Genomic DNA, 21631 nt, shown 5'->3' with positions numbered 1-21631 from the left:
ATCAGATGATATACTCAATAACATCTGATGTTTAAGAGAGGAGAAAATGAAATTGAAACATCAAGAACGAACTTATTTGTATATACTAGCGCTATTTTTTGTTTCTATTAATTTACGTATCGGAATTACATCTGTTTCACCTGTATTAGAAACAATCCGACAAGACTTAAATATAAGCAATTTTTCCGTTAGTTTTTTAACAGCTATTCCTGTTTTTTGTATGGGGACATTCGCCTTACTGACTGGGAAGGTAATTAAGAAATACGGGGCAGAAAAATCAATTATGGCTTGTCTTATTTTAATTGGCTTGGCAACATGTATGAGAGCTTTTACCTTTTCTATTTCCACATTATTCGCGAGCTCTTTATTTATCGGTATTGGAATTGCACTTGCAGGTCCGTTATTATCAGGTTTTATTAAAGAAAAATTCCCTACGAAAATCGGCTTAATGATTGGAATATATTCAGTAGGTATGGGTACTGGTGCTTCTTTAAGTTCAGGATTAACGATTCCTTTACAACATGTATTAAAAGGATCTTGGAATATGGCACTCGCTTTTTGGGGTGCACTAACTATTATCGCCATTATATTTTGGTATCCCATTATGAAACGAAAAAAGAAGACGAGCACACAAAATAAAAAGAATAATAAATTGCCTTTAAGAAATAAAAAAGCATGGTTATTTACAATCTTTTTCGGACTACAATCAGGAATCTTTTATTCCATTACGACTTGGCTTGCGCCAGCAAATCAAAGTATGGGTGTGAGTAGCGAGCAAGCGGGTACTCTTATAACTGTTTTTACAGTGATTCAAATGATATGTAGCTTTTTAATTCCAACATTAGCGGATATTTATAAAAACAGAGCACTTTGGTTATTAGGAAGTATATGCTTTGTACTCGTAGGTTTATCGCTTATGATTTACCCACTAACTACACCATGGACCCCTTCTATTTTACTAGGGATCGGGCTCGGCGGCGTATTTCCACTCGCTCTTATGCTGCCACTATATGAAACAAAAACTTCAGAAGATGCAAGTGCATGGACTGCTATGATGCAATCAGGAGGATATATTATGGGCGGATTCATTCCTGTCCTAGCTGGAATCGCTCGTGACTATTTTGATAGTTATACGCAAGTTTTTATTATAATGGCACTTTTAAGCTTAATTTTACTCCTATTAACTTTAGTCATGAACAAAAAGGAAGGAGAAGCAAAAAATCTTATCTCCGCTTAAACTAAAAAATGTTATTACATGGTATAATTTGGTTAAAATACGAAAGGAGCTTCTAATATGTGGTTCATTTCGGCAATCGCGCCCGTTTTAATAGTTGGTGGAATTGTAGTATTTGTAATAAAAAGAATGGAACGGAAATATAAAGAAGGAAAATTAGGTAAGAAAAAACCTCAAAAAGCTCAACTGTTATTAGATAGTTTAATACCTATAGGAATGCTTTTGGGCTGTATAATTGGTTTGATTTTCGGCATGTTTTCCCCAGATTTCTCACTGCTTTCAATTAGTTTAGGATCCGGAATAGGCTATTTATTTGGATTTTTTGCTTATGAAATTTATAGCAAGACAGGAAACAATTTTTGTTAATCCAAAAGGAATAAGCGGGACAGTACATAGTAATCATATAAAATATGTAACTGTCCTTTATTTTTGCATCAATGTTATCAATTTTTCTTCCACATCCTATACACCTTTTTTATTGATGTTTCTCTCCTCTTTCTTTCGCATATCCGCTTTTTTGTTCTTCTCGGCTCTATAACCAAAGTAAAGTAGCGCACATGTAGTAATAGAACCTACAATGTATCCTAAAAAGCCTCCTAACCAAAACATAAAAATTGCCTCCAATCCATTATAAATTTTATGTAGTAGACATCTGTAAACCGCTCTCGGTACCTCCGTTTTTTATTACAGATTGGAAAATCCCCCCAACTATTCCATCCATGAACATTCTGTCTTCTCTATTTTGATTATTATCTATAAAATTATTTATACCACTAATTCTTCCATTATCTCAAATAACAACTTTATTATAAAGTTTGCACTCACATTACATATATGTAGCATCACTGTCTCTTTTTCATTTTACCCTTGCAACTGGAGTTTACTTCTACAACTTAAAAACAAAAAAACCCCTCAAAGCATAAACTTCAAGGGGTGAGCCTGTTTTTTATTTACTTATATACGTACAGCTGTACCACTTACAGCAACCATTAACATTCCATCACGAACAACTTCGTAATCTACGTCAATACCAACGATAGCGTTCGCACCTTTTTGTTTTGCGAGTTCTTTCATTTCATCCATTGCGATATCACGAGCTTCTTTTAGCTTGCTTTCATAAGAACCAGCACGACCACCGACAACATCACGAACGGAAGCGAATAAATCGCGGACAATATTTGCACCCATAATAGCTTCACCATTTACAATATCGATATACTCAATAATTTCTTTACCTTGAATTCCAGACGTTGTTGTTACAATCATGACTGACACTCTCCTAATAAGTTGTAGTTTTGATAAGCTTTCTTATGTTTTTATTATGACATGGAAAAAGTATCTAATCCATTGAATTACCTTACAGGAATGTGACAGTTTTGTAATAATAAAGCGCGCATTATGTTTAATTTTAATAAAGTGCTTTAATATTGGGATACATAAACGATTCTCTATTTTCTTTCCAATCCTTTTCTACTTCTTTAAAAGTTGGTCGCCCTAATTCTTTGTTATTTTCATGTTTACTAAACCATTTTTTCACATACTGGTCTCCATTTTTGTTTTGAACTGTACAAAGGAAACTATTACTGCTATCCTTTAATATTTTTACAATCACGAAAAGGCACCTCTTCCCTTTTAAATAACATGATAGAACTTGATCTTTTACTATAAGCCCTTCCTCTCTTATAGTCATACGACTCCTCGGCCGCGCCAAAGTTGTAAGATCAAAAAACGATATTCACTTTGTTTATATTTTATTTAAAGAAATCAGAGTTATAGGCATTATGCTTATCAAATATTTTATAGATTTCTAACTTATCGTCTAATTTTGCATCTACTAAAATTAATATATTGCCATCGTAAATATATTCTTCATACTTTTTAGCATGGTCTTCAGGGATTCCTAAGCCGATAAATGCTCCTATTAAACTTCCAGCTCCTCCGCCAATACCGGCTCCTCCAATAGCTGCTGCGATTGGTCCTGCTGCTACAATTGGACCCATTCCAGAAACGGCAAGTACACCAAGACCTGTTAATAATCCACCTAGCCCGCCTGCTACCCCTCCAGCTACAAGCCCTGTCGCTGAAAAGATATCTGCTTTATGTGCAGTTTCGCTATTCACTTTTTCACCCGATTTTTCTTCAAGGTGTTCAATTTCCTTTTGATCTTTCGCAATAGCTGAAATATTCTCTGCTGAGTATCCTTTATCATTTAATTCATTAATAACGAGTGCCGCATCATCAATTGTTCTAAAAACACCTACTATTTTTCTATCTACATTCATAACTATTAACCTCCTAAAGTTTTATATAATGTATCTTTATTTTTCTTCATTTCTGTATACACTAATCTTCTTATTAACATAACCATTTACGAAGAAAGCGAATAGTAAAAGCACTACAAGTGAACTACTTAACAAGTAAATTAAATCAAATGTAATATCAATCATCATTTCATTCATGTATACCAGGCTCCTTTTTATTTAAAGTAAAAGTATATTTTGATAGACTAATCTACTAAACATAGACATCTTACAATTCATCTTCAATCAATCTCTTTGTAGTATATGTATACCCTTCCTAACCTTTTCTAAACGTAAAAAAACTATACTTATATTTTTTCTTATTTATATGTTTAACATTTTTTAAAACGGGTATGTTTATATTGTTATGCTTACTATATGGAAAGGAATATTACGATGAACGCCATTCACTCTACTACTATTTCTTATAATGAAACACCTACAATAACTCAGATTCATCATTTTTATGCTTTAATGACAACATTTCAAGCTAATTTGTTTATAAGTAAACATGGAACAATGACATCAATCAAAAATTTAAGCACTCTAGTATCCTTTTTCCTTACTGTAAAAAAGAAAGATCTTATATTATTTATTTTTGAAGGAATAGATGCAAAAAGAGCTTTAAGAACACTCTTCCCTTCTTAGAATGTTTGTTATCCTCTATTCCCTCGTTTACTACCTTTCATATATGTTTTTATATTTCAAAATGATTTCCTCTATAAAAAAAGAACCCCCTAATACAATAGGGGGATTTCTAGTTTGGCCTTATGAAAACTGATATAATATATATTACGTTTTTCATTCTTTAAAATAGAAAAGTTTTAATAACCTTGAAGGTAGGAATTTTTAATGAACTCGAAAGCAAAATTTAGTATTCGCTACAAAATTATGGCTGGTTATTTAGTTATCATTTTGTTCTTACTTGTTTCTTTCATTATGTTAAACAATGAGATTTCCAACTTACAAAAATCTCGTAATTTTATTATTGATCATGATTTTAAAGTTCTCAATTTGACGAATCAAGTGGAGAAAGAGTTACTAACAATTGAAAATAAAGCGAAAGGGTTTATCATTTCTAATAACCCTAATTACGTGCAATCCCTTAACTCTGCGGAAAAGGATTACGAAAAACATTATCAAGATCTTTTTTCTTTATTAGAGGATAACCCCTCTCAGCAAGAAAAATTAAAACAGATTAACGAAAACATTACTAGTTGGATTAATAAAGAGATTCACCCACTTATTACAAATAATAATAGTAATAATGTACAAACAATCGACACGACTCAAATTCAGTCCTTACAGTCACAGGTAACTAACTTCCGTAGCACTGAGGAGCAATTAACGAAAAAAAGAGCAGCACAATTAGATACTGAAAATAATAAATTAGAGATTTGGTTATACAGTTTATTGTTCTTACTTTCTTTTATTTCCATTATCGTTTCACTCTATATTTCGAATTCCATTACAAAAACGATTAAAAATGTAATTCAAGCTATTAAATCAATTTCTTCTAAAGAAAAAATTACGGAAAGAATTCATGTAAATACACATGATGAAATAAAAGATCTTGCTCATACAACGAATCACCTACTAGACGAAATATCGAAAAGAGAGTGGTTACAAACGGAGCTTGCAGAATTAATTTTAATGTATCAAGGTGTATCTTCTATTGAGATGTTAGGTAAAAAAATTCTTAGTGGAATTATACAAAAAACGCAAACTTCTTGCGGTGCATTTTATGTACGTGAAGAATATGAAGAAACTGTCTACTATGTGAAAAAAGCTTCTTTCGCCGATCAAGGTGCTGATATTGGGAAACAATCCATTCAAATGGGTGAAGGTTTCATTGGACAGTCTGCCTTAGAAAAGAAAAGTTTTATTCTCAGGGATATACCCGAAGAGTTTCGTTATGTCACTAGCGGAGTATTAGAAATACGTCCTAAAAATCTATTAATCATCCCTATCTTATTTGAGGATGAAGTAATCGCAGTAATGGAGTTAGTAAGTGTAACTGAGATTTCAGATTTACATCAAGATTTAATTCAACAAACCGTTGATAATCTAGGTTTAACAATCCATAGTATTATGGGACGTATGCGAATTCAAACTCTTTTACATGAATCACAAGCAATGACAGAAGAGTTACAAGTTCAATCAGAAGAATTGCAAACGCAAGCGGAAGAACTACAAATGCAAGCAGAAGAATTACGAACAACGAATGAACAATTAGAGTCTAGAACTGAAGAGGCTGAGCAGAAGACAGCTGACTTACAAATTACTAAATCAGAATTAGAAGAAAAAGCAAGCGAGTTGTTACGCAGCTCAAAATACAAATCTGAGTTCCTAGCAAATATGTCACATGAATTACGCACACCGTTAAATAGTATTTTACTATTATCTGAAATGTTAAGAGAAAATCATGATAACAATTTATCCGACGATGAGATTGAATTAGCAACTGTCATTCATTCATCAGGGAAAGACTTACTTACTTTAATTAATGACATACTAGATTTATCTAAAGTAGAAGCAGGCAAACTAGACATCATTTTTGAAGCAACGAACATAAGTGACATGGCAGCCAATATGCATCAAAACTTTTTACATATAGCTGGACAAAAAAATGTCGAATTTACTATTGAAGACAGTGATACGATTCCTGATCTGTTTTATACAGATGCAAAACGGATTGAGCAAATTATTAAAAACTTATTATCCAATGCATTTAAATTCACCGAAAAAGGATCCGTTTCTTTACATTTCGATTCGATAGAAACAAGTAATTTAAGTCATGATATGCAGTCTATAAGTAAAGATTGGATTACAATTTCAGTAAAAGATACTGGTATTGGTATCGCTAAAGAACAGCATCAACTTATTTTCGAAGCCTTTCAACAGGCAGATGGAGCAACGATTCGAAAGTATGGTGGTACAGGATTAGGTTTATCTATTTGTAAAGAGTTTGCTAGGTTGTTAGGTGGTTGGATTACGTTAGAGAGTAATGTAGGAGAAGGTAGTACTTTCACGGTATATATTCCTAACCTTCCAAATGGATTACATGATATACAGTTATCCAATTTAGAAGTCGCAGCAACGATAGAAGATGTTATTCCTGCTGAAGTTGTGGAAGAAGCTATCGTTACTACCGAAACAAATAACGTCTTCCAAGAGAAAACCATTTTAATTGTCGATGATGATCATCGAAATATATTTGCGTTACAAAATGCATTAAAAAAACAAAATGCCAACATTATTACTGCCCAAAACGGCATAGAGTGTTTAGAAATACTAAAAAGCAATACAAATATTGACCTTATTTTAATGGATATTATGATGCCTAATATGGACGGTTATGAAACGATGGAAAATATCCGAATGAACTTAGGGTTACATGAAATACCTATTATCGCATTAACTGCTAAAGCAATGCCAAATGATAAGGAAAAATGTTTATCTGCTGGCGCTTCAGATTATATAAGTAAACCATTAAACCTACATCAACTCTATTCGGTAATGAGTGTATGGTTAATAAAATAAGTGAGGTTTAGTTGGAGTGGAAAATAAGTATTATAATTTTGATCCATCAGTAGATACGGATGAGCGCACGAACTTAGAAATTGAATTACTATTGGAAGCGGTATTTAAACTATCAGGATTTGATTTTCGCCAATATGCTCGCACATCTATTTATAGAAGGATTTGTAATCGAATGCAGCTCTCTAATATCCCAACCATTTCAAAATTAATTGAAAAAGTAATTCACGAGGAAGGGATTTTAGAACAGTTATTAAATGATTTCTCGATTAATGTAACTGAGATGTTTCGTAACCCTGCCTTTTTTAAAGCGCTAAGAGAGCATGTTATTCCTGAATTGAAAAAGCAACCTGAAATTAGAATTTGGCATGCTGGATGCGCAACTGGTGAAGAAGTATTATCGATGTCCATCTTACTTCACGAAGAAGGATTAAGTGAAAAGTCGGTTATTTACGCAACAGATATGAATACAAATGTGTTAGAAAAAGCAAAACAAGCTATCCTCCCGTTAAATAAAATGCAAACTTATACGAAAAACTATTTACAAGCTGGCGGTACACAAGCATTTTCTAACTATTATTCAACAGATAATCGTTTTGCTTATTTTAATCCTTCACTGTTACAAAACATTATTTTTGCACAGCATAATTTAGTAACCGATCAATCTTTTAACGAGTTTCATATTATACTTTGTCGTAACGTTTTAATTTACTTTACAAGTAAACTTCAAAATCAAGTGCAGCAACTATTTTATGAAAGCTTAAGTCACAATGGATTTCTATGTTTAGGAAATAAAGAAACTCTTCGTTTTTCAAATATAATGCCGCATTATACCCAATTTAATCCTAGTGAACAAATTTATCAAAAAATACAATAAAAAGCGTATGAAATCCTCTGTTTGGATTTCATACGCTTTTTATTTCGCATTCGTTTGTATCATAATTAGACACATATCATCTGATTGCGCTTTCTTTTGTTCTTCCTTGTAAAACCCTTCTATCTCGCCTTCTAAATCTCCCCATTTTCTTTCTGTAAAAGTACGTAATTTCTCTTCAGCCTCAAATTCATCATTTGCAATTGCTTCAAGAACACCATCTGTAAACAATACGATTTGAGCGTTCTTCTCAAAAGGTATAACTGTCTTTTTAACTTTTATTTCATCAAAAAATCCTACCGCACAACTCCCGCGATTTAGTTCAACCATATTTGTTTCATCAACTAAAACGTATCCAGAAGGATGCCCTGCATTTACATATTCAATCGTTCTCTTTTCTGTATCTACTACTAAATATATCGCTGTAAAATAATATGGAATATCGTCATTCTCATTATGTAAAAGAGTCATATATTTATTTAAGTCTTTAATGACAAGTTCTGGATCGATTAAAGATTTAATCGTTTCACGTAATACAGACGAAATAAACATACAAACTAATGAAGCAGATATACCATGTCCCATCACGTCTAATAATATAATACCGTAGCGGTTTTCATCGATTTTATACCAATAATACATATCTCCAGCTAATTTAAATGAAGGTAAGTAACTTGCTTCAATTTTTATATAATCTTCTCTTAATGGGCTACTTAATAAGTTTCTTTGTACTTGCGTAGCTAAATCTAGTTCATTCCGAAGATTTTCTTCTTGTTCTTTATGCCAATTTAATTCCGATTTCAAGCGTAACGCTACACGCATACGTGCTAATAGTTCAACTTTATTTATAGGTTTCGTAATATAATCCATTGCCCCCATATCAAGAGCTTCGGCCAATTTATTGGCATCCTCTAAAGCTGTAACAAAAATAATAGGAATATCTTTAAACTTCTCCTCTTTTTGTAATCGCCTACAAACTTCAAGTCCATCAATTTCAGGCATCATAATATCTAATAAGATTAAATCAATTTCATTATACCTGGAAGAATCTTCTCCAAATTGAATGTATTTGAAAAGCTCTTGTGCAGAATTCAGCGATACAAGATCCTGATATCCGGCTTGTTTTAAAATTTTTTCAATTACAAAGATGTTAACCGGATTATCATCGACAATTAAAATGGACACAAGTTATTTCCCCTTTTCTTATTTAAAATGTAAATCTATTATCATTTTCTATTTTTCTAGTATTGCATACTCAGTTACAAAATGAAAATTTCCTACTCTAACATAATTTTTATACAGCAAAAGAACAAACCCCCAGAAATGAGAGTTTGTTCTTTCATTCTATAAATTTCCACTATTAATTTAATACCATTGCTTTGTCATTTAAAAGACGATCTAATTCTTCCATATGATTTGTTTCATCTGCAATCATATCTTCTAACTTTACAACTAACTCTGTCATATTTAATTTCGCTGCCTGTTCTTTTCTCGTTTCATAACGCTTAATTGTCTCATATTCTGATTGTCTAGCCGACTCTAACATTTCTCTAACATCTTCTACTTGTTTCACTGGTAAAGGGATTGTAGTAGGTGTACCACCTAACGTCTTAATTTTCTCCGCTAAATATAGGGCATGTCCTTGTTCATCACTAATTTCAGATTCAAAGAAAGGTTTTAACACTTGTCTATATATACCAGAAACTGTAGCTGCATTATGGTTATACATAATAATTGCTGAGTATTCTCCTGCTAAATCTTCATTCAATCCTTCGATTAGTTCTTTCACATCGTGTGACATTTTTATATCTCCTCCTATATTTAATAACTACCCCTTTTCTCATGTTTTAAACATAATGATTTTAAATTTTTATGTATCTAAAAATGCTGCTTGCTTCAATTTACTTATCGCTTGTCTTTTAATACGAGAAACGTGCATTTGTGAAATACCTAACCGTTCCCCTGTATCTTTTTGATTTAAATTTTCTCCAAATATATAATGAATAACACTCTTTTCTGTGTCATTTAATACGTTGAAAATATCCTTTAAAACGAGACGCCTTTCTGTCTCTTCATATCCTTGCTCTACTTCACCTACAGATTCAATCCTCGCTACCGAACTGCCATCAGATGAATTTTCAACTACATCATCTAAGGAAGATACGCGATAATTATTTTTCGCATCCATAATTTCTAGCACTTCCTCTTCGGATAGTCCTAAATGATCTGCAATCTCTATAATCTTCGGTGAACGCTGGAAACGATCTGTTAGCTCCTCTATCGCAAGTTTAATCTTCCCGCCTAAATCTTTAATTCGCCTTGGAACGTGAATACCCCAAGTTTTATCACGTAAATATTTCTTTATTTCGCCTACTATTGTAGGTATTGCAAACGGCTCAAAAGCATTCCCTATCGAATAATCATACCTTCTTATTGCACCTAAGAGCCCTAACATTCCTACTTGTATAATATCTTCATGCATCGGCCCACCTTTTGAATAGCGATATGCAATGGAGTATACAAGATTTTTATAGTGATTAACCAATCTTTCCTGTGCTTCATCACATTGGTTTTGTTGGAAGTCTGCAATTAGTTTAATAACGTCTTCTTTAGTAAGATTTGTAGGTTGAGATTGGATTTCCATCATTCTCCACCTGCTCTCTTTGTATATATTTTGTCATTAAAACTGTCATGCCCTCATCATGCATAATTTGTATATCATCCATTAACGTATTGATTAAATATAAACCTAAACCATTTTCTGGCAAATGTTCTACTGGTTTATTAATATCATACGGACCAACTTTACTTTTTAAGCTATTAAAATCAAAGCTAACTCCATTATCCGCAGCCATAATTTCTAATCGATCTTCATATAAGCCAAAGACAATTGTAATTTCTCCAACGTCTTCTTTATATGCATGTTGTACAATGTTTGTACAAGCTTCACTAATAGCAATTTTCATATCTTCTATATCGTCATAAGCAAAGCCCATTCGATTCGCAACACCAGCCATTGTTAAACGAATAATAGCCACATATTCTGCTTTTGCAGGAATTTTCATTTCTATCTTTTCAAATCTCTCCATCATCCCTAGTCACCTTCTTTCTACTTTTTCAAAATCGGAATTCAAATTTAATATTTCTGTTAGCCCTGTAATATCAAATAATCTTTTTAGCCTTTTAGACACACCAGTAAACTCTAGCTTCCCATCATTTTTCTTAACTGCTTTTAATAAAGCTATAAAAACTCCTAAGCCTGTACTATCCATATAATCTACGTTATGAAAATCTACTACAATATGAACCTCTTTTTCGCTTGTAATAGGCATTACCTTATTTTTTAAATCTGATGCCGTATACGCATCAATCTCACCATTAAGTTGTACCGTATAACCTACATCATTTTGCAAAATATTTATTGCCAAATTCATCATTTCCGCCCCCTTATCTCGAACTTTTACTATTTAATTACCCATAAAAATTAGTTTTAAACATATTTTTTTATTTTCATTATAAATAAATTTTCTACACCTTTCTCGGCTTAACACTTAAATCGTACTAATAAATGTTTAAAACTTATAATTTTGTGTATGTATAATGTATAAACATTATTTTTAGGGGGATCTATCTATGGAAGAGCACAACTTTAAAAAGGGAGATTTCGTTCAATTTTCTTATCGACACGATCATGCTACAAAATTAGTTGGTTCCATTATTAACATACTAACGAATACAATTGTAGTTGATATAAGTAATAGCGAGGACTTATCTCATATAGAACCAAGGCAAGTCGTAAGAATAAATAATTGTAAAAAGGTAACGATGGCTTAATACATAATAGAAAGTGTAATGTTAATGAGTGGGGGGTTCTTCATCCTCCACTCATTCCTATGTAAAATACATAAAAAAGCATCCAAATTAGTTTAATTGGATGCTTTTTTATGTATTTTTATCAGTTCATTAACTTTATAGTTATATATAATAAACTTAAGATTACTATTTATTATCATACTTACGCTTTCCGCAGCATTCTAGAGAAGAATGTAACGATTAAAATAAAGACGATTGCACCTAATAACGCTGGAAGAACAAAAATGCCTCCCCATTCAGGACCCCAATGACCAAATAACGCACTACCTACCCAAGATCCGATTAATCCGGCAATCACGTTACCAACTATACCTAACGGAAAGTCTTTTCCTGTAATCATTCCAGCTAACGCACCAATAAGTCCACCTACAATACACGTAATAATAAGTCCCACAATTAAACCTCCTATATTCGTTTTATATTGAATTCATCAAGCTTTAGTATGTAACTAAAGCTTGATGAACATATATTATTCTTTATTATCCAATTCATCACTTATCTTTTGTTTCACTTTTCCGACTTTTTCTTTTATCGTTCCCTTCGTTTTTTCCCACTTCCCTTCATTTTTCAACTCTCTATCTTCTGTAACTTCACCAATTCCTTCTTTTACTTGTCCTTTTTTCTTTTCAACTTTACCTTTAACTTGTTCTTTTAGTCCGTTCTCACTCATATTTACAATCTCCTTTTCGTAATAGATTTATAGGATACAAATTTAAATAGAATACATGCATCTTCTTTCTTGTAACCATTCACCGACTCTTTCTAAATCCTTAACGAATAACAAGATTTTCCCTTCATCCAGTTTTTCTTCATAAAAGTTCGCTTCTTCCTCATTAAGCCCTAACTCTTGCATTTTATTTCTTAACTGATCTCCTGTTTTTTGAAAGACGTTAATAATGCTTGTCCCAAGTCCCTCCTCTTTTATCCCAATTGTATTCACGTCTGCATTGTCCGCAATTCTATCTGTCCTATCTTTCTCATGCGTTAATACGTAAATATCTTTTTGGTCTATTCCTTTTTTCACGAGATCATTCGCCGCATTCATGACCTCTTTCTCCGTAATAAATTCATATACAAAAGGTTTACTATACTTCGTTTCCATCTTTAACTTCCTCCTTTAAAATGAATTATTTGTTATATTATATGTAGTACACCTATTTTCGAAATGTTAAACATAAAATATGAAAAAAGTTATGTGAATTTTAATTTTAATAGAAAATGAACAACATCATTTACCACTTTAAAACATCTTCTCCTTACAATAACTACCTAAATTAACAGAAAATTGTTACAATTTAATTTGAGGAGGGATACTATGAAAAAAATCATATCTATATGCGCTCTAACCGCTCTATCTTTCACTTTAATAGGTTGTACAAGCACCTCGGCTACAGATAAAGCTTCACAAGTTAAGCAAGAACACACACAACATACCTTTCAATTAAACTCCGCAAATATTTCAGACATTGAAATACTAAAAACAACAAATCATACTACTTCCAAATCTCAAACAGATAACGAAGAAATGATAAAATCTATCGTTTCAGCAGTTCAAAATGGAACACCTAAAACAATCACTTTAGATCAAAAAAAGAGAGAATCTGCACATTCTACTATTACCGTTACATATAAAGATGACTCAAAAGAAGAATTTCTTGTATGGGTTGATAATAAGGAACAAATTACAATCGCTAAAAATGAGAAGAAAGATAAGGTAGAAGGTGTGATAGTGAATATTAAAGATGCTAAAATGATGAAGGATTTCTTTTAAAATTCTAGTTAACGTTAAAAAAAGAGTAGGATTACATCCTACTCTTTTTTTAATCATGCTCAATAAATAGATTTTTATAAAAGCTATTTAAGGTCTAATTTTGCTAAATCATGTTGTAAAACATTATTTCCTTCTTGTGGGTTAAATACGATTGCACTAAGACCAAAAACATTCGTAACAACATCTCTATCTTTCGGACGAATGATTCTTACTTCATAAGCAAAAAGTGTTGGAGGAAGAGCTGCTGAACGAAAAGTAACATATCGATTAGGTGGCAATGTTTGCGTTGAAGGGTCTATTAATGGTAACAATACCGGAGAACCAGATGACCAATCAAACATTTCAACAGTTACTCTACGAGTATCGTCGGGATCAACATTCATAGCATCCACAGTAAGAAATAACGTAGCGGAATGTCTACGTAATATACCCGTTGATAAAGTTTCATTATGATGTTCACAGCATTTTTTTGGAGGGTGACCATAGCCATAACTCATACCAATTCCCCCCTTTCATTTACAATTAAGGACAAGTATTCCTTATAATATATAATGCTAGTATTCTTTTATTGAAAGGTATAAAAGCGGATTTCTATCTATATTTTTGGATATTTTGTTTTTTATTTATTCGCTCTTAAAGAATAAAGTGAAACTTTAAATCAGCCCTCGCCAATAGAGGTCTTACTCCCCGACAAATAGCGGGATAAATCTATTTTGAAAAGGACCTGCTCCATTCATTCGTAAAAGCATAAAGTAAATGGAATCCGTTAAAACACATGAGTGACCCCTTGGTTTTCCCTTCCTATTAAAAGGAGGAACTGTTATGGGCTTTGGTGGTAGTTGTGGTGGCTGTGGCTTCGCTGGAGGATTTGCTTTATTAGTTGTATTGTTCATTTTATTAATCATCGTTGGAGCTGCTTGCTTCTGCTAAAAAACTATCGGAAAAGACACTTTTATATGAGTGTCTTTTCTTCATAAAAAATACGCAATGTGCAGTTTAAGTGTAAGATGTAGTATTACATCCCCCTCCAAAATGAACTTCGATACTATAAATTTCGTTTAGGTGCAATCTTAAAATTTTAGTTTAATAGCAATATGGTGAAACTCTATTCCATATAACATTGCTATTGCAGAAAAGTAAAACAAACTGGACAACCTAGATTTCAAACTGTAAGATTAAATGTTGGTGAAATAGGGCAGCAAAGCATATATAGAAAATAGGTGTTAATTTTGAAAATCAATAAAAAATTCGAACCAATAATTTTTAATATCTTTATGATTTTAGGTATATCTAGTATTATCTCTTTCGTCATGGTTTCAATGAATGTTGGATATACAGCTTTATTTCTCAAATCATGGATGAAAACATGGGGAATTGCTTTCGTACTTGCATTTTTAGCTTCTAAATTATTACCCTTTGTAGTTAAAAAAATAATGAAAATCTTCACTTTTGTTGAGAATGATGCTTAAGAATAAAGTGATGTACTACTCCAGTTCATTCCAATTAAAAGAGTTTATTATCACAAAAACTTAACCTAGTAAAATGTTTCAAATCGAAGGAAGACACCTTACAGGTTGTTTTTTCTTTATAAGTAAAAAAAGCCCACCTATTTCCGTAGGCGGGCTTTATCTTTATTACACAATATGAAAGTATACTCTCTTTTTCTCTGAAATTTTATGTAATTTTACATATTCATGAAAATAGAAGAATTAAAATATGCCAAAATAAAAAATGAGCTAAATCCCCTAAATAGCTATATAGAGATGAAGTTGTTATGACAACATATTTTCCACCTTCAACTTAGTTATCCTTAGAATGCTTTTCTACAAAATCAAGGATCCTAGCATTAACCTCGTTAGAGAACTCACCATTGATTGCGTGAGATGCATTTTTCCAATTAACTATATCAATATCTTTAACGTATTTTTTTCCAGTTTCAACTGCTTTTACCGAATTGTGCATTGTACTTTTTTCAGCCATAAGTGCAAGCACTGGAATATCAATACTTTTTAAGTCTTCTTTACTAAATAAATCAGGCGCTGGTGTTTTCAGTTTATAGTTACGCATACCCGACTCGATTAACTTAGCGATAGGCTCATCGTCACTTGCTTCTGCTCCTCCAGAAACATAGCTTAACATCTTTTCTCTTAAAAACTTAGGTACAATAGGAACGGAAGCTGGAATAGATGCCAGAATCATTTTTATGGATATTTGCGCAAATACAAAGACTGGATCTAATAAACTAGCCGTAGCAATATGCTCAGGATTATATCTGGCCAAGTTCATTGTTGTCCAACCTCCAATGGAGACACCTACGATATGCACTCTTTCTAAACCTAATCCTTCAATTACTTCATTTAACCATTCTGCTTGTTGTTTTTGGTTTTCAATCACCTTCGTTTGCACACTCATTCCAGGTTCACCTAGTAAATCTATCGTGTAAACAGGCCTTTTTTCTCTTAGACCTTCTAAATTAGGTACCCACATTGGAGTAGATGCACCACGTCCAGGGAGTAAGAGTATTGGTTCCTTATGTTTGTTTTCCTCTTTAGTAAAATAATAAGCACGAATTGTGCCATATTTCGTTTTTATATCTTTCGTATCGTTAGGTTTTGGAAGGAGTGCCATTGATTCATCGTAAGCAATTTGAAAATCTTCCTTCCCTTTTTCCGATATAAAGTGACCAATCTTATTATCATCTCTCTTCATTTGAATTCCTCCTTTCTACAAATATATGGATGAACTTTATCTATATATTCATCGTAATCATCCATTAACTTTTCATCTTCTTTAAGGCAAGACTCTTATTTAGAAAAAAGAATAGACACCCTAAGGTGCCTTCCTCCGACTTGAACCATCTTAATTTTAATAATATGTATTGGACTCCAGTCCAACTATTATTTTACCACGTTAAGTTGTTTTGTTTATTAAGAAATACAATGTTTTATTTACGCTAATCTTCTGTATTAGTTCATTTTGTAGTCCGTGCAGCGGTTAACAAGAAGATAATAGCATTGATGACACCTAAAATTCCCTGCTTAATCCACATAGATAATGCAGCATTTGTGCCAATGGCTAGAAAGATAAGCATTACTGTGTATCTATTGAATCTCAGTATAGACAACCTCCCAATGGGACTATATTTAAGGGAATTTCTTCATTTTTTTGTTCCGTAAAACATTGTACTTCCTAGTGAAGAGAAATTCAGTTTTACTTCTATAACTCGCCCTGTTTCCACTCTTTATTATGGATATCCAATCCTTCTTGACCAAAGAAATGGAGAATAAATTCTTTTTCATCACTATCCGGTTTTTTAGCTAGTTTAGATCCCTCCATACTTTTCTCTTTTCCTGAACGTAAATAATGAATTTCTTCAAAGTCTTTAACTACAGATTCGAACTCTCCACCATACCATTTGTTCAGAATAGATTCATATTTTGGTCTTTCATCATTATTAATAACATTTAAGTTGTTTTTTAAGTATTGAATGTTTTCTTTCGTCATTTGAAATCGCCCTACATCACGGGTACCGGAAACATGAAGATTATTCCCATTGAATGTGAGTTTTTGTAAAGACATATGTATCATCATATCATTTATAGTTTGCTCGTTTTGGATTTCACCAATCGACTGTGCCGCTTTAGAGAGTTCATCTTCACTTACTACATAACTATCTTTTTGCTGCTTTTGAATGGTTTGAACTTTCGGTTTTTCCTGCACCTTTTCTTCTTGTTTAGGTTTTGATTCAGTTGTAGTCTTCTCATTTGAGCTACAAGCAGCCATTCCCATAAGCAATGTACCGCATGTTAATGCCATTAGTAACTTTCGGTTCATTTTTTTCCGCCTATCTGCATTAGTTATTTTAAACAGTTTTTTTAATGTAAGATTTCTCATCTCATAGTAGCAAAGAATTTATCTATATATTGTCATGTTTTGTCGAAGAATAATAAAAAAACAACCTAGATCCCATAGGATCTAGGTTGCTTTTAATACGTAAACGTAATTGTCACTAAAGAATACCCTTCTTTCGCATTGTAAGGCTCCGCTTTATAAGAAACTCGATTTGCCCCTTGCGGATAATCGATTTCGCCAATTGCCTTTTTCACATCTTGCAGTGCACCATTCATTGATTGCTTGTACAGCACTTCAATTTTCTCTGGTTTCGCACTATAGCGCTGCTGCATTTTATTTTTTAATTCAGTATAGTTGTTTACGATATATTCATTTCCTAAATAGTTTAACTTTGTATCTTTTAATATTTGCTGATATGCAGGCGTTTTCGTACTACCTGCCGCAATTTTGTTTGTCAGTGTACTATAATAATTTGTTGTAGCTTGCGGATAGTCTCCGCGGTTCCACTCATGATTTCTTGCGATTTGTTCATCTGATAAATTGAAATACGAATACGTTACGCGGCCCTGTTCATCTGGAACCGGATCATCGAATGTTGTATCCAGGTGATACCATTTGTTTTCGATTTTCACTAAATTCCAAGCATGAGGTTGTCCGTCCCCAGTTCCTGTCACGAAATGATTTTCAATTCCTGCTTCTTTTAATAATTGATAAGTTAATAGTGCGTAACCTTGGCAAACCGCAGAACGATTTACAAGTGCTTCATATGCTGTGTAAGCTTTATAAGACGTATCATAAGAAACATGTTTTACTACGTAATCATGAATCGCCTTCACTTTTTCGTGATCATCCATTCCAACTTGAGTAATAGAAGAAACGATTGCTTTCGCTTGTTTCATGACATATTCCGTCTGTTCTTTCGTTTCACGATATGTAATCTTAAGTGTAAATGTATAATTTCCAGGTGATCCAGAAAGTCCATATGAAACATTCGATCTATTATTATTTGTATACTCATTTTTACTTGCAACTTCTTTATATGCGTTAAAAAGTGTATTCATCACTTCGTTTGTATTATTGTTTTTCGTTTTATATGGAAGTGTAATATTTGTCTCGTATGTATTAATACGCTTTTGTACTTCCTCTTTAAAAGCTGTTAATAATGCCGCATCTCCTGTGTCTTTCACATCAGCATTTTTATACTTCAAAGTTTTATATAAAAACTGCGCATACTGTTCACGTGTTACTGTGCCATACGGTTCAAAATTCCCGTTCCCTGTGCCATCTGCGATTCCATTTGACTGCACTGCACTAATTGCGTTTTCTGCCCAAAATGGATTTGGAACATCCTTAAAGGTATGTTTTTGTTTTGCCGCAAGATGGAAAGCATTTGTAAGAATTTGTGCCATTTCCGCACGACTCACAGAAGCTTTCGGTCTAAATTGGCCATTTTCATCACCTTTAAAAACTCCTAAATTCGTTAAAGTTAATACCTCTTCTGGAAACATTGTAGAACTTTGATTAATATCACCGTAAGGATTTTTAAACGTAGACCCATCCTTTAATACGTAACGAGTTCCATCATTACTAAACGAACCGCCTTGTTTATTCGGTACTAACACTCGATAAATTAAAGCCGCAACTTGCTCCCTTGTCGCAACATCTCCAAAACCAAATATCCCATTTCCATAACCGGAAATAATATTTTTACTCGCTAAATCTTTAATCGCAGGATATGACCAATGTGATGTCGGCACATCAGAAAAAACACCCACTTCAGCAGCTTTTACATCGCTACCATTTGTATATAACAACGCACCACCAATAAGTGATAATGATGTAATTGATTTTAATAGTTTTGTATACATAATGTCTTCTCCCAATACATTCTCTATTTTTGTTGGTTTATGTCGAAAAATCTAAAAATATGACAAAATATATTATACAATTAAAAGTTTTTGATGGATATATTGAATTTTAAAATATGCAAAAATTCATATTGTTATAAGGATTCATAGTAATATTATGTTATTTTACTTGCGAATATACAAATAAAAAAACGCTCATTTGAGCGTTTCATCTATATACCTAATAATTACTTTTTCTTCACTTAGAACTCTTCTTCGGTAATAATCCTTTGATATAACAACTCTTTATACTTCAATATTTCTTCAACCCCACGGCTCTCCATGCGTATATTGTATAACACTTGTTGTATTGACCTCTGATTGGTCCGTTGAAACATTTACTCCATTTAATAGTATGACCGTAATTATTAATCCAATTGAACTGCTGATGATCCTTTTCATTTTAAAGCCCCTTTCTGAAAACCTTTTTCTTTTTCTTTATATCCTAAATAGAAGTATTCACTAGATTTTATTGAATTTCCTTCTTCATGATATTTAACAGCTAATTTTTCAGCATATTCCTGGACATATTGCCATAAACCTACTTCATTAAAGAAATAAATTCCTTTAGAAATGGCTAACTCTAATTCTTCAGCAGAAACATTCTCATTCATTTCTTTTAGAATTGTAAAATGATGTTCATATTCTTTTTGTTCCAGTTCATTACAAATTATTAATCCTTTTTCAATTAAGGACGCTGCAAGCTTTGTCTTTCCTAACTTTAAATTCTCTCTAGCTTCCAAAAAAATCGCTCTAAAGTGATTCGGAATTTTTTGTGATACTTCTGATAAGTAACGAAGTGCTAAATCAGATAGGTTTTGCTCTGCATACATAACCCCTAAACTATGTCGAACTCGTAACATTAGCTCCTCTTCATTCTGCTTTTTCAAAATATCCAGAGACGACATGAAATAAACTTCTGCTTGTTCAAATTCATTTAGCTTTACACATGCTAAACCCAGAACATTGTCACATGCTGCCACCTTCCTGCTATACCCGTACAGCCCTTCAAATGTATTCCTTGCTCTAGTTGCATATTGAATTACTAAAATAGGCTGGCAAACGTGATAATAATAGCTTGATAGCTTAAAGTTAAATTCTGCTTTTTCAATTGGATCCTGAATATTTCCCAACAAAGATTCTGCTATTCCATAATGCTTTTCAGCCACTTTAAAATCACCGTTTACTGTAGCATGAGAAGCCTTAAAGAAATGGTAATAATATAATAAAGATTCATCTGATGGAGCTTCATCTAACTTCATTTTTCTTAGATCATTCTTAGATATGTCAGATTGATGGGGATAAAACTCTGCACTTAACATTTTAAATCTAAAATCTACAAGTGAATAAAACTCTGTATTCTTTCGATCTTCTTCCATACTATTAACTTTTGTATCAATACTTTGTTTTAATTCCTTTGCCTTAGAGAAATTCTGTGAACGAATTTCTCTATACCACTCATGTAAAAGTAAATTGATTTCTTCCTTTTTTATTACATGTACACTCATATAGCCCCTTCTCCTTTGTCTATAGATTACTAACATAATAACAAAAATCTTCCAGCAAAACTTTTAATTTTCTGAATATTGTTGTTTCAAAAAAATTTCTCAATACAATCCCACCCTTTTGCTTCCGCCGGCGACGAGGAGTGGGGTTTTTGTTATCTTTTTCTAAAATTTGTTTCCTAAAAACATACGCAGAAATTTTACGTACAATGGTTTTCACAAATAATTTTAGAAGTTCAAACAAAACTCCATTAGAGATAGTTTTATAAAATTTTTCACCACTAGCCGTAAAAATATCTTATAATCTATATATAACAAATTAATGTATTAGGGGTAGATAAAATGCCAGTTACACTCGAACTTATTCTTTTTATTCTTATAGCAATTAGTGCTGTTGGCTATTTAATAAAAGAATTTCAAAAAACTAGGAAACGAACACTTGGAATTTCACTAGAATTTTTAGTTCTTTTCTGGTCAATATGGAGAATATCAACTATTATAATCTAATTTATAAAACATAAATTCCTTCGAATGAAGTGAAACTCTAATCAGCGGGAGTTTTATGGGATAAATTTACCAGTATTTTTACCACAACATCCATGTTAAAATCCCTTGTGAGTACGACATAACTCGACCTTATGAAGCTCCGCAACTTTTATCGCGGAGCTTTTTTTATTAAAATTAACGCTTTTGTTCTCTTTTTTGATACATTTACGAAACATTCATATGTTACGTTATATAAGTCCTTTTTTAAATCTTATTCATTCTAGCAAAA

28 protein-coding genes are annotated in these 21631 nt (G+C 32.5%); 9 read left to right on the top strand and 19 right to left on the bottom strand.

Annotated elements, in window-relative coordinates:
• Positions 1–46 precede the first annotated feature (46 nt).
• Entirely contained in the window at positions 47–1237 is a 1191-nt protein-coding gene (locus AC1Q8M_RS01405) for an MFS transporter (protein WP_041488111.1), read from the top strand.
• A 57-nt stretch (positions 1238–1294) separates the two neighbouring features.
• Positions 1295–1600, top strand: coding sequence for a hypothetical protein (locus AC1Q8M_RS01400; protein WP_098361176.1), 306 nt, complete (start codon positions 1295–1297; stop codon positions 1598–1600).
• A gap of 96 nt (positions 1601–1696) precedes the next feature.
• Here AC1Q8M_RS01400 and AC1Q8M_RS01395 read toward each other — a convergent pair whose 3' ends face one another.
• The 5 genes from AC1Q8M_RS01395 to AC1Q8M_RS01375 form a co-directional block, all read right to left on the bottom strand.
• Positions 1697–1843 carry a hypothetical protein gene (locus tag AC1Q8M_RS01395; protein WP_000498642.1) on the bottom strand — a complete coding sequence of 49 codons (147 nt, stop codon included), beginning with the start codon at positions 1841–1843 and terminating at the stop codon, positions 1697–1699.
• Between the two features lie 345 nt (positions 1844–2188).
• Positions 2189–2500 (bottom strand): YbjQ family protein, encoded by a 312-nt coding sequence (locus AC1Q8M_RS01390; RefSeq protein WP_000637510.1) that lies wholly within the window; start codon positions 2498–2500, stop codon positions 2189–2191.
• Between the two features lie 142 nt (positions 2501–2642).
• A complete protein-coding gene (locus AC1Q8M_RS01385) occupies positions 2643–2846 on the bottom strand; it encodes a DUF4028 family protein (protein ID WP_000635853.1) in 204 nt (67 codons plus the stop codon).
• A gap of 139 nt (positions 2847–2985) precedes the next feature.
• Positions 2986–3516, bottom strand: coding sequence for a general stress protein (locus AC1Q8M_RS01380; RefSeq protein ID WP_001100092.1), 531 nt, complete (start codon positions 3514–3516; stop codon positions 2986–2988).
• Positions 3517–3552: 36 nt separating this feature from the next.
• On the bottom strand, positions 3553–3693 hold the full coding sequence (locus tag AC1Q8M_RS01375) for a hypothetical protein (protein ID WP_001004567.1): 141 nt from the start codon (positions 3691–3693) through the stop codon (positions 3553–3555).
• 237 nt (positions 3694–3930) lie between these two features.
• Between AC1Q8M_RS01375 and AC1Q8M_RS01370 the strand changes: the two genes are divergently transcribed.
• The 3 genes from AC1Q8M_RS01370 to AC1Q8M_RS01360 all read left to right on the top strand — a co-directional run bounded on the left by AC1Q8M_RS01370 (position 3931) and on the right by AC1Q8M_RS01360 (position 7951).
• Complete coding sequence (locus AC1Q8M_RS01370; RefSeq protein ID WP_000991350.1) at positions 3931–4182, top strand: hypothetical protein; 252 nt, start codon at positions 3931–3933, stop codon at positions 4180–4182.
• Positions 4183–4386: 204 nt separating this feature from the next.
• Positions 4387–7077: an ATP-binding protein gene (locus AC1Q8M_RS01365; protein WP_098855636.1), complete on the top strand. Its 2691-nt coding sequence runs from the start codon at positions 4387–4389 to the stop codon at positions 7075–7077.
• A gap of 16 nt (positions 7078–7093) precedes the next feature.
• Positions 7094–7951: a CheR family methyltransferase gene (locus AC1Q8M_RS01360; protein WP_098361174.1), complete on the top strand. Its 858-nt coding sequence runs from the start codon at positions 7094–7096 to the stop codon at positions 7949–7951.
• 39 nt (positions 7952–7990) lie between these two features.
• On the opposite strand, the gene AC1Q8M_RS01355 is transcribed toward AC1Q8M_RS01360, so the two are convergent.
• The 5 genes from AC1Q8M_RS01355 to AC1Q8M_RS01335 form a co-directional block, all read right to left on the bottom strand.
• The gene (locus AC1Q8M_RS01355; protein ID WP_098361173.1) at positions 7991–9133 is read right to left on the bottom strand and encodes a fused response regulator/phosphatase; all 1143 of its coding nucleotides are present in this window, start codon (positions 9131–9133) and stop codon (positions 7991–7993) included.
• Between the two features lie 175 nt (positions 9134–9308).
• Positions 9309–9749 (bottom strand): ferritin-like domain-containing protein, encoded by a 441-nt coding sequence (locus AC1Q8M_RS01350; protein ID WP_000017755.1) that lies wholly within the window; start codon positions 9747–9749, stop codon positions 9309–9311.
• 69 nt (positions 9750–9818) lie between these two features.
• A complete protein-coding gene (sigB, locus tag AC1Q8M_RS01345; protein WP_002093898.1) occupies positions 9819–10595 on the bottom strand; it encodes an RNA polymerase sigma factor SigB in 777 nt (258 codons plus the stop codon).
• Positions 10558–11040 carry an anti-sigma B factor RsbW gene (gene rsbW / locus AC1Q8M_RS01340; RefSeq protein ID WP_000970580.1) on the bottom strand — a complete coding sequence of 161 codons (483 nt, stop codon included), beginning with the start codon at positions 11038–11040 and terminating at the stop codon, positions 10558–10560. The genes sigB and rsbW overlap by 38 nt, the downstream gene beginning before the upstream one ends.
• A gap of 6 nt (positions 11041–11046) precedes the next feature.
• Entirely contained in the window at positions 11047–11385 is a 339-nt protein-coding gene (locus tag AC1Q8M_RS01335; protein ID WP_002060869.1) for an STAS domain-containing protein, read from the bottom strand.
• A 196-nt stretch (positions 11386–11581) separates the two neighbouring features.
• Between AC1Q8M_RS01335 and AC1Q8M_RS01330 the strand changes: the two genes are divergently transcribed.
• Positions 11582–11782, top strand: a complete 201-nt coding sequence (locus tag AC1Q8M_RS01330; protein ID WP_000391011.1) for a hypothetical protein — start codon at positions 11582–11584, stop codon at positions 11780–11782.
• A 181-nt stretch (positions 11783–11963) separates the two neighbouring features.
• Here AC1Q8M_RS01330 and AC1Q8M_RS01325 read toward each other — a convergent pair whose 3' ends face one another.
• From AC1Q8M_RS01325 to AC1Q8M_RS01315, 3 genes are all read right to left on the bottom strand, one after another.
• Positions 11964–12215 carry a GlsB/YeaQ/YmgE family stress response membrane protein gene (locus tag AC1Q8M_RS01325; RefSeq protein WP_000522903.1) on the bottom strand — a complete coding sequence of 84 codons (252 nt, stop codon included), beginning with the start codon at positions 12213–12215 and terminating at the stop codon, positions 11964–11966.
• 75 nt (positions 12216–12290) lie between these two features.
• Positions 12291–12491 (bottom strand): CsbD family protein, encoded by a 201-nt coding sequence (locus AC1Q8M_RS01320; RefSeq protein WP_001293468.1) that lies wholly within the window; start codon positions 12489–12491, stop codon positions 12291–12293.
• Positions 12492–12533: 42 nt separating this feature from the next.
• The gene (locus tag AC1Q8M_RS01315; protein ID WP_000448802.1) at positions 12534–12923 is read right to left on the bottom strand and encodes a YflT domain-containing protein; all 390 of its coding nucleotides are present in this window, start codon (positions 12921–12923) and stop codon (positions 12534–12536) included.
• Between the two features lie 213 nt (positions 12924–13136).
• Between AC1Q8M_RS01315 and AC1Q8M_RS01310 the strand changes: the two genes are divergently transcribed.
• The gene (locus tag AC1Q8M_RS01310; RefSeq protein WP_053565104.1) at positions 13137–13592 is read left to right on the top strand and encodes a hypothetical protein; all 456 of its coding nucleotides are present in this window, start codon (positions 13137–13139) and stop codon (positions 13590–13592) included.
• 83 nt (positions 13593–13675) lie between these two features.
• Here the strand turns inward: AC1Q8M_RS01310 and AC1Q8M_RS01305 are convergent, their stop codons facing one another.
• Positions 13676–14089 (bottom strand): hypothetical protein, encoded by a 414-nt coding sequence (locus AC1Q8M_RS01305; protein ID WP_097846455.1) that lies wholly within the window; start codon positions 14087–14089, stop codon positions 13676–13678.
• A gap of 325 nt (positions 14090–14414) precedes the next feature.
• On the opposite strand from AC1Q8M_RS01305, the gene AC1Q8M_RS01300 reads away from it, so the two are divergent.
• Both AC1Q8M_RS01300 and AC1Q8M_RS01295 read left to right on the top strand, forming a co-directional pair.
• Positions 14415–14522 carry a YjcZ family sporulation protein gene (locus tag AC1Q8M_RS01300; RefSeq protein WP_000505670.1) on the top strand — a complete coding sequence of 36 codons (108 nt, stop codon included), beginning with the start codon at positions 14415–14417 and terminating at the stop codon, positions 14520–14522.
• A gap of 299 nt (positions 14523–14821) precedes the next feature.
• Positions 14822–15061, top strand: a complete 240-nt coding sequence (locus tag AC1Q8M_RS01295) for a DUF2798 domain-containing protein (RefSeq protein WP_000700210.1) — start codon at positions 14822–14824, stop codon at positions 15059–15061.
• 331 nt (positions 15062–15392) lie between these two features.
• Here AC1Q8M_RS01295 and AC1Q8M_RS01290 read toward each other — a convergent pair whose 3' ends face one another.
• From AC1Q8M_RS01290 to AC1Q8M_RS01270, 5 genes are all read right to left on the bottom strand, one after another.
• The gene (locus tag AC1Q8M_RS01290; RefSeq protein WP_000817351.1) at positions 15393–16301 is read right to left on the bottom strand and encodes an alpha/beta fold hydrolase; all 909 of its coding nucleotides are present in this window, start codon (positions 16299–16301) and stop codon (positions 15393–15395) included.
• Positions 16302–16808: 507 nt separating this feature from the next.
• On the bottom strand, positions 16809–17426 hold the full coding sequence (locus AC1Q8M_RS01285; protein ID WP_016513184.1) for a DUF6241 domain-containing protein: 618 nt from the start codon (positions 17424–17426) through the stop codon (positions 16809–16811).
• 152 nt (positions 17427–17578) lie between these two features.
• Positions 17579–19312 carry an S-layer homology domain-containing protein gene (locus AC1Q8M_RS01280; protein ID WP_016513686.1) on the bottom strand — a complete coding sequence of 578 codons (1734 nt, stop codon included), beginning with the start codon at positions 19310–19312 and terminating at the stop codon, positions 17579–17581.
• Between the two features lie 303 nt (positions 19313–19615).
• Positions 19616–19753 (bottom strand): Phr family secreted Rap phosphatase inhibitor, encoded by a 138-nt coding sequence (locus AC1Q8M_RS01275; protein ID WP_000821342.1) that lies wholly within the window; start codon positions 19751–19753, stop codon positions 19616–19618.
• Positions 19750–20859, bottom strand: a complete 1110-nt coding sequence (locus AC1Q8M_RS01270; protein WP_000110731.1) for a response regulator aspartate phosphatase — start codon at positions 20857–20859, stop codon at positions 19750–19752. The genes AC1Q8M_RS01275 and AC1Q8M_RS01270 overlap by 4 nt, the downstream gene beginning before the upstream one ends.
• Between the last annotated feature and the right edge of the window lie 772 nt (positions 20860–21631).

The sequence above is a fragment of the Bacillus sp. GW823-FHT06A10 genome, from assembly GCF_058795375.1.
Note: the sequence above shows the minus strand (reverse complement) of the source record. Positions and strands in the feature narration are given on the sequence as shown.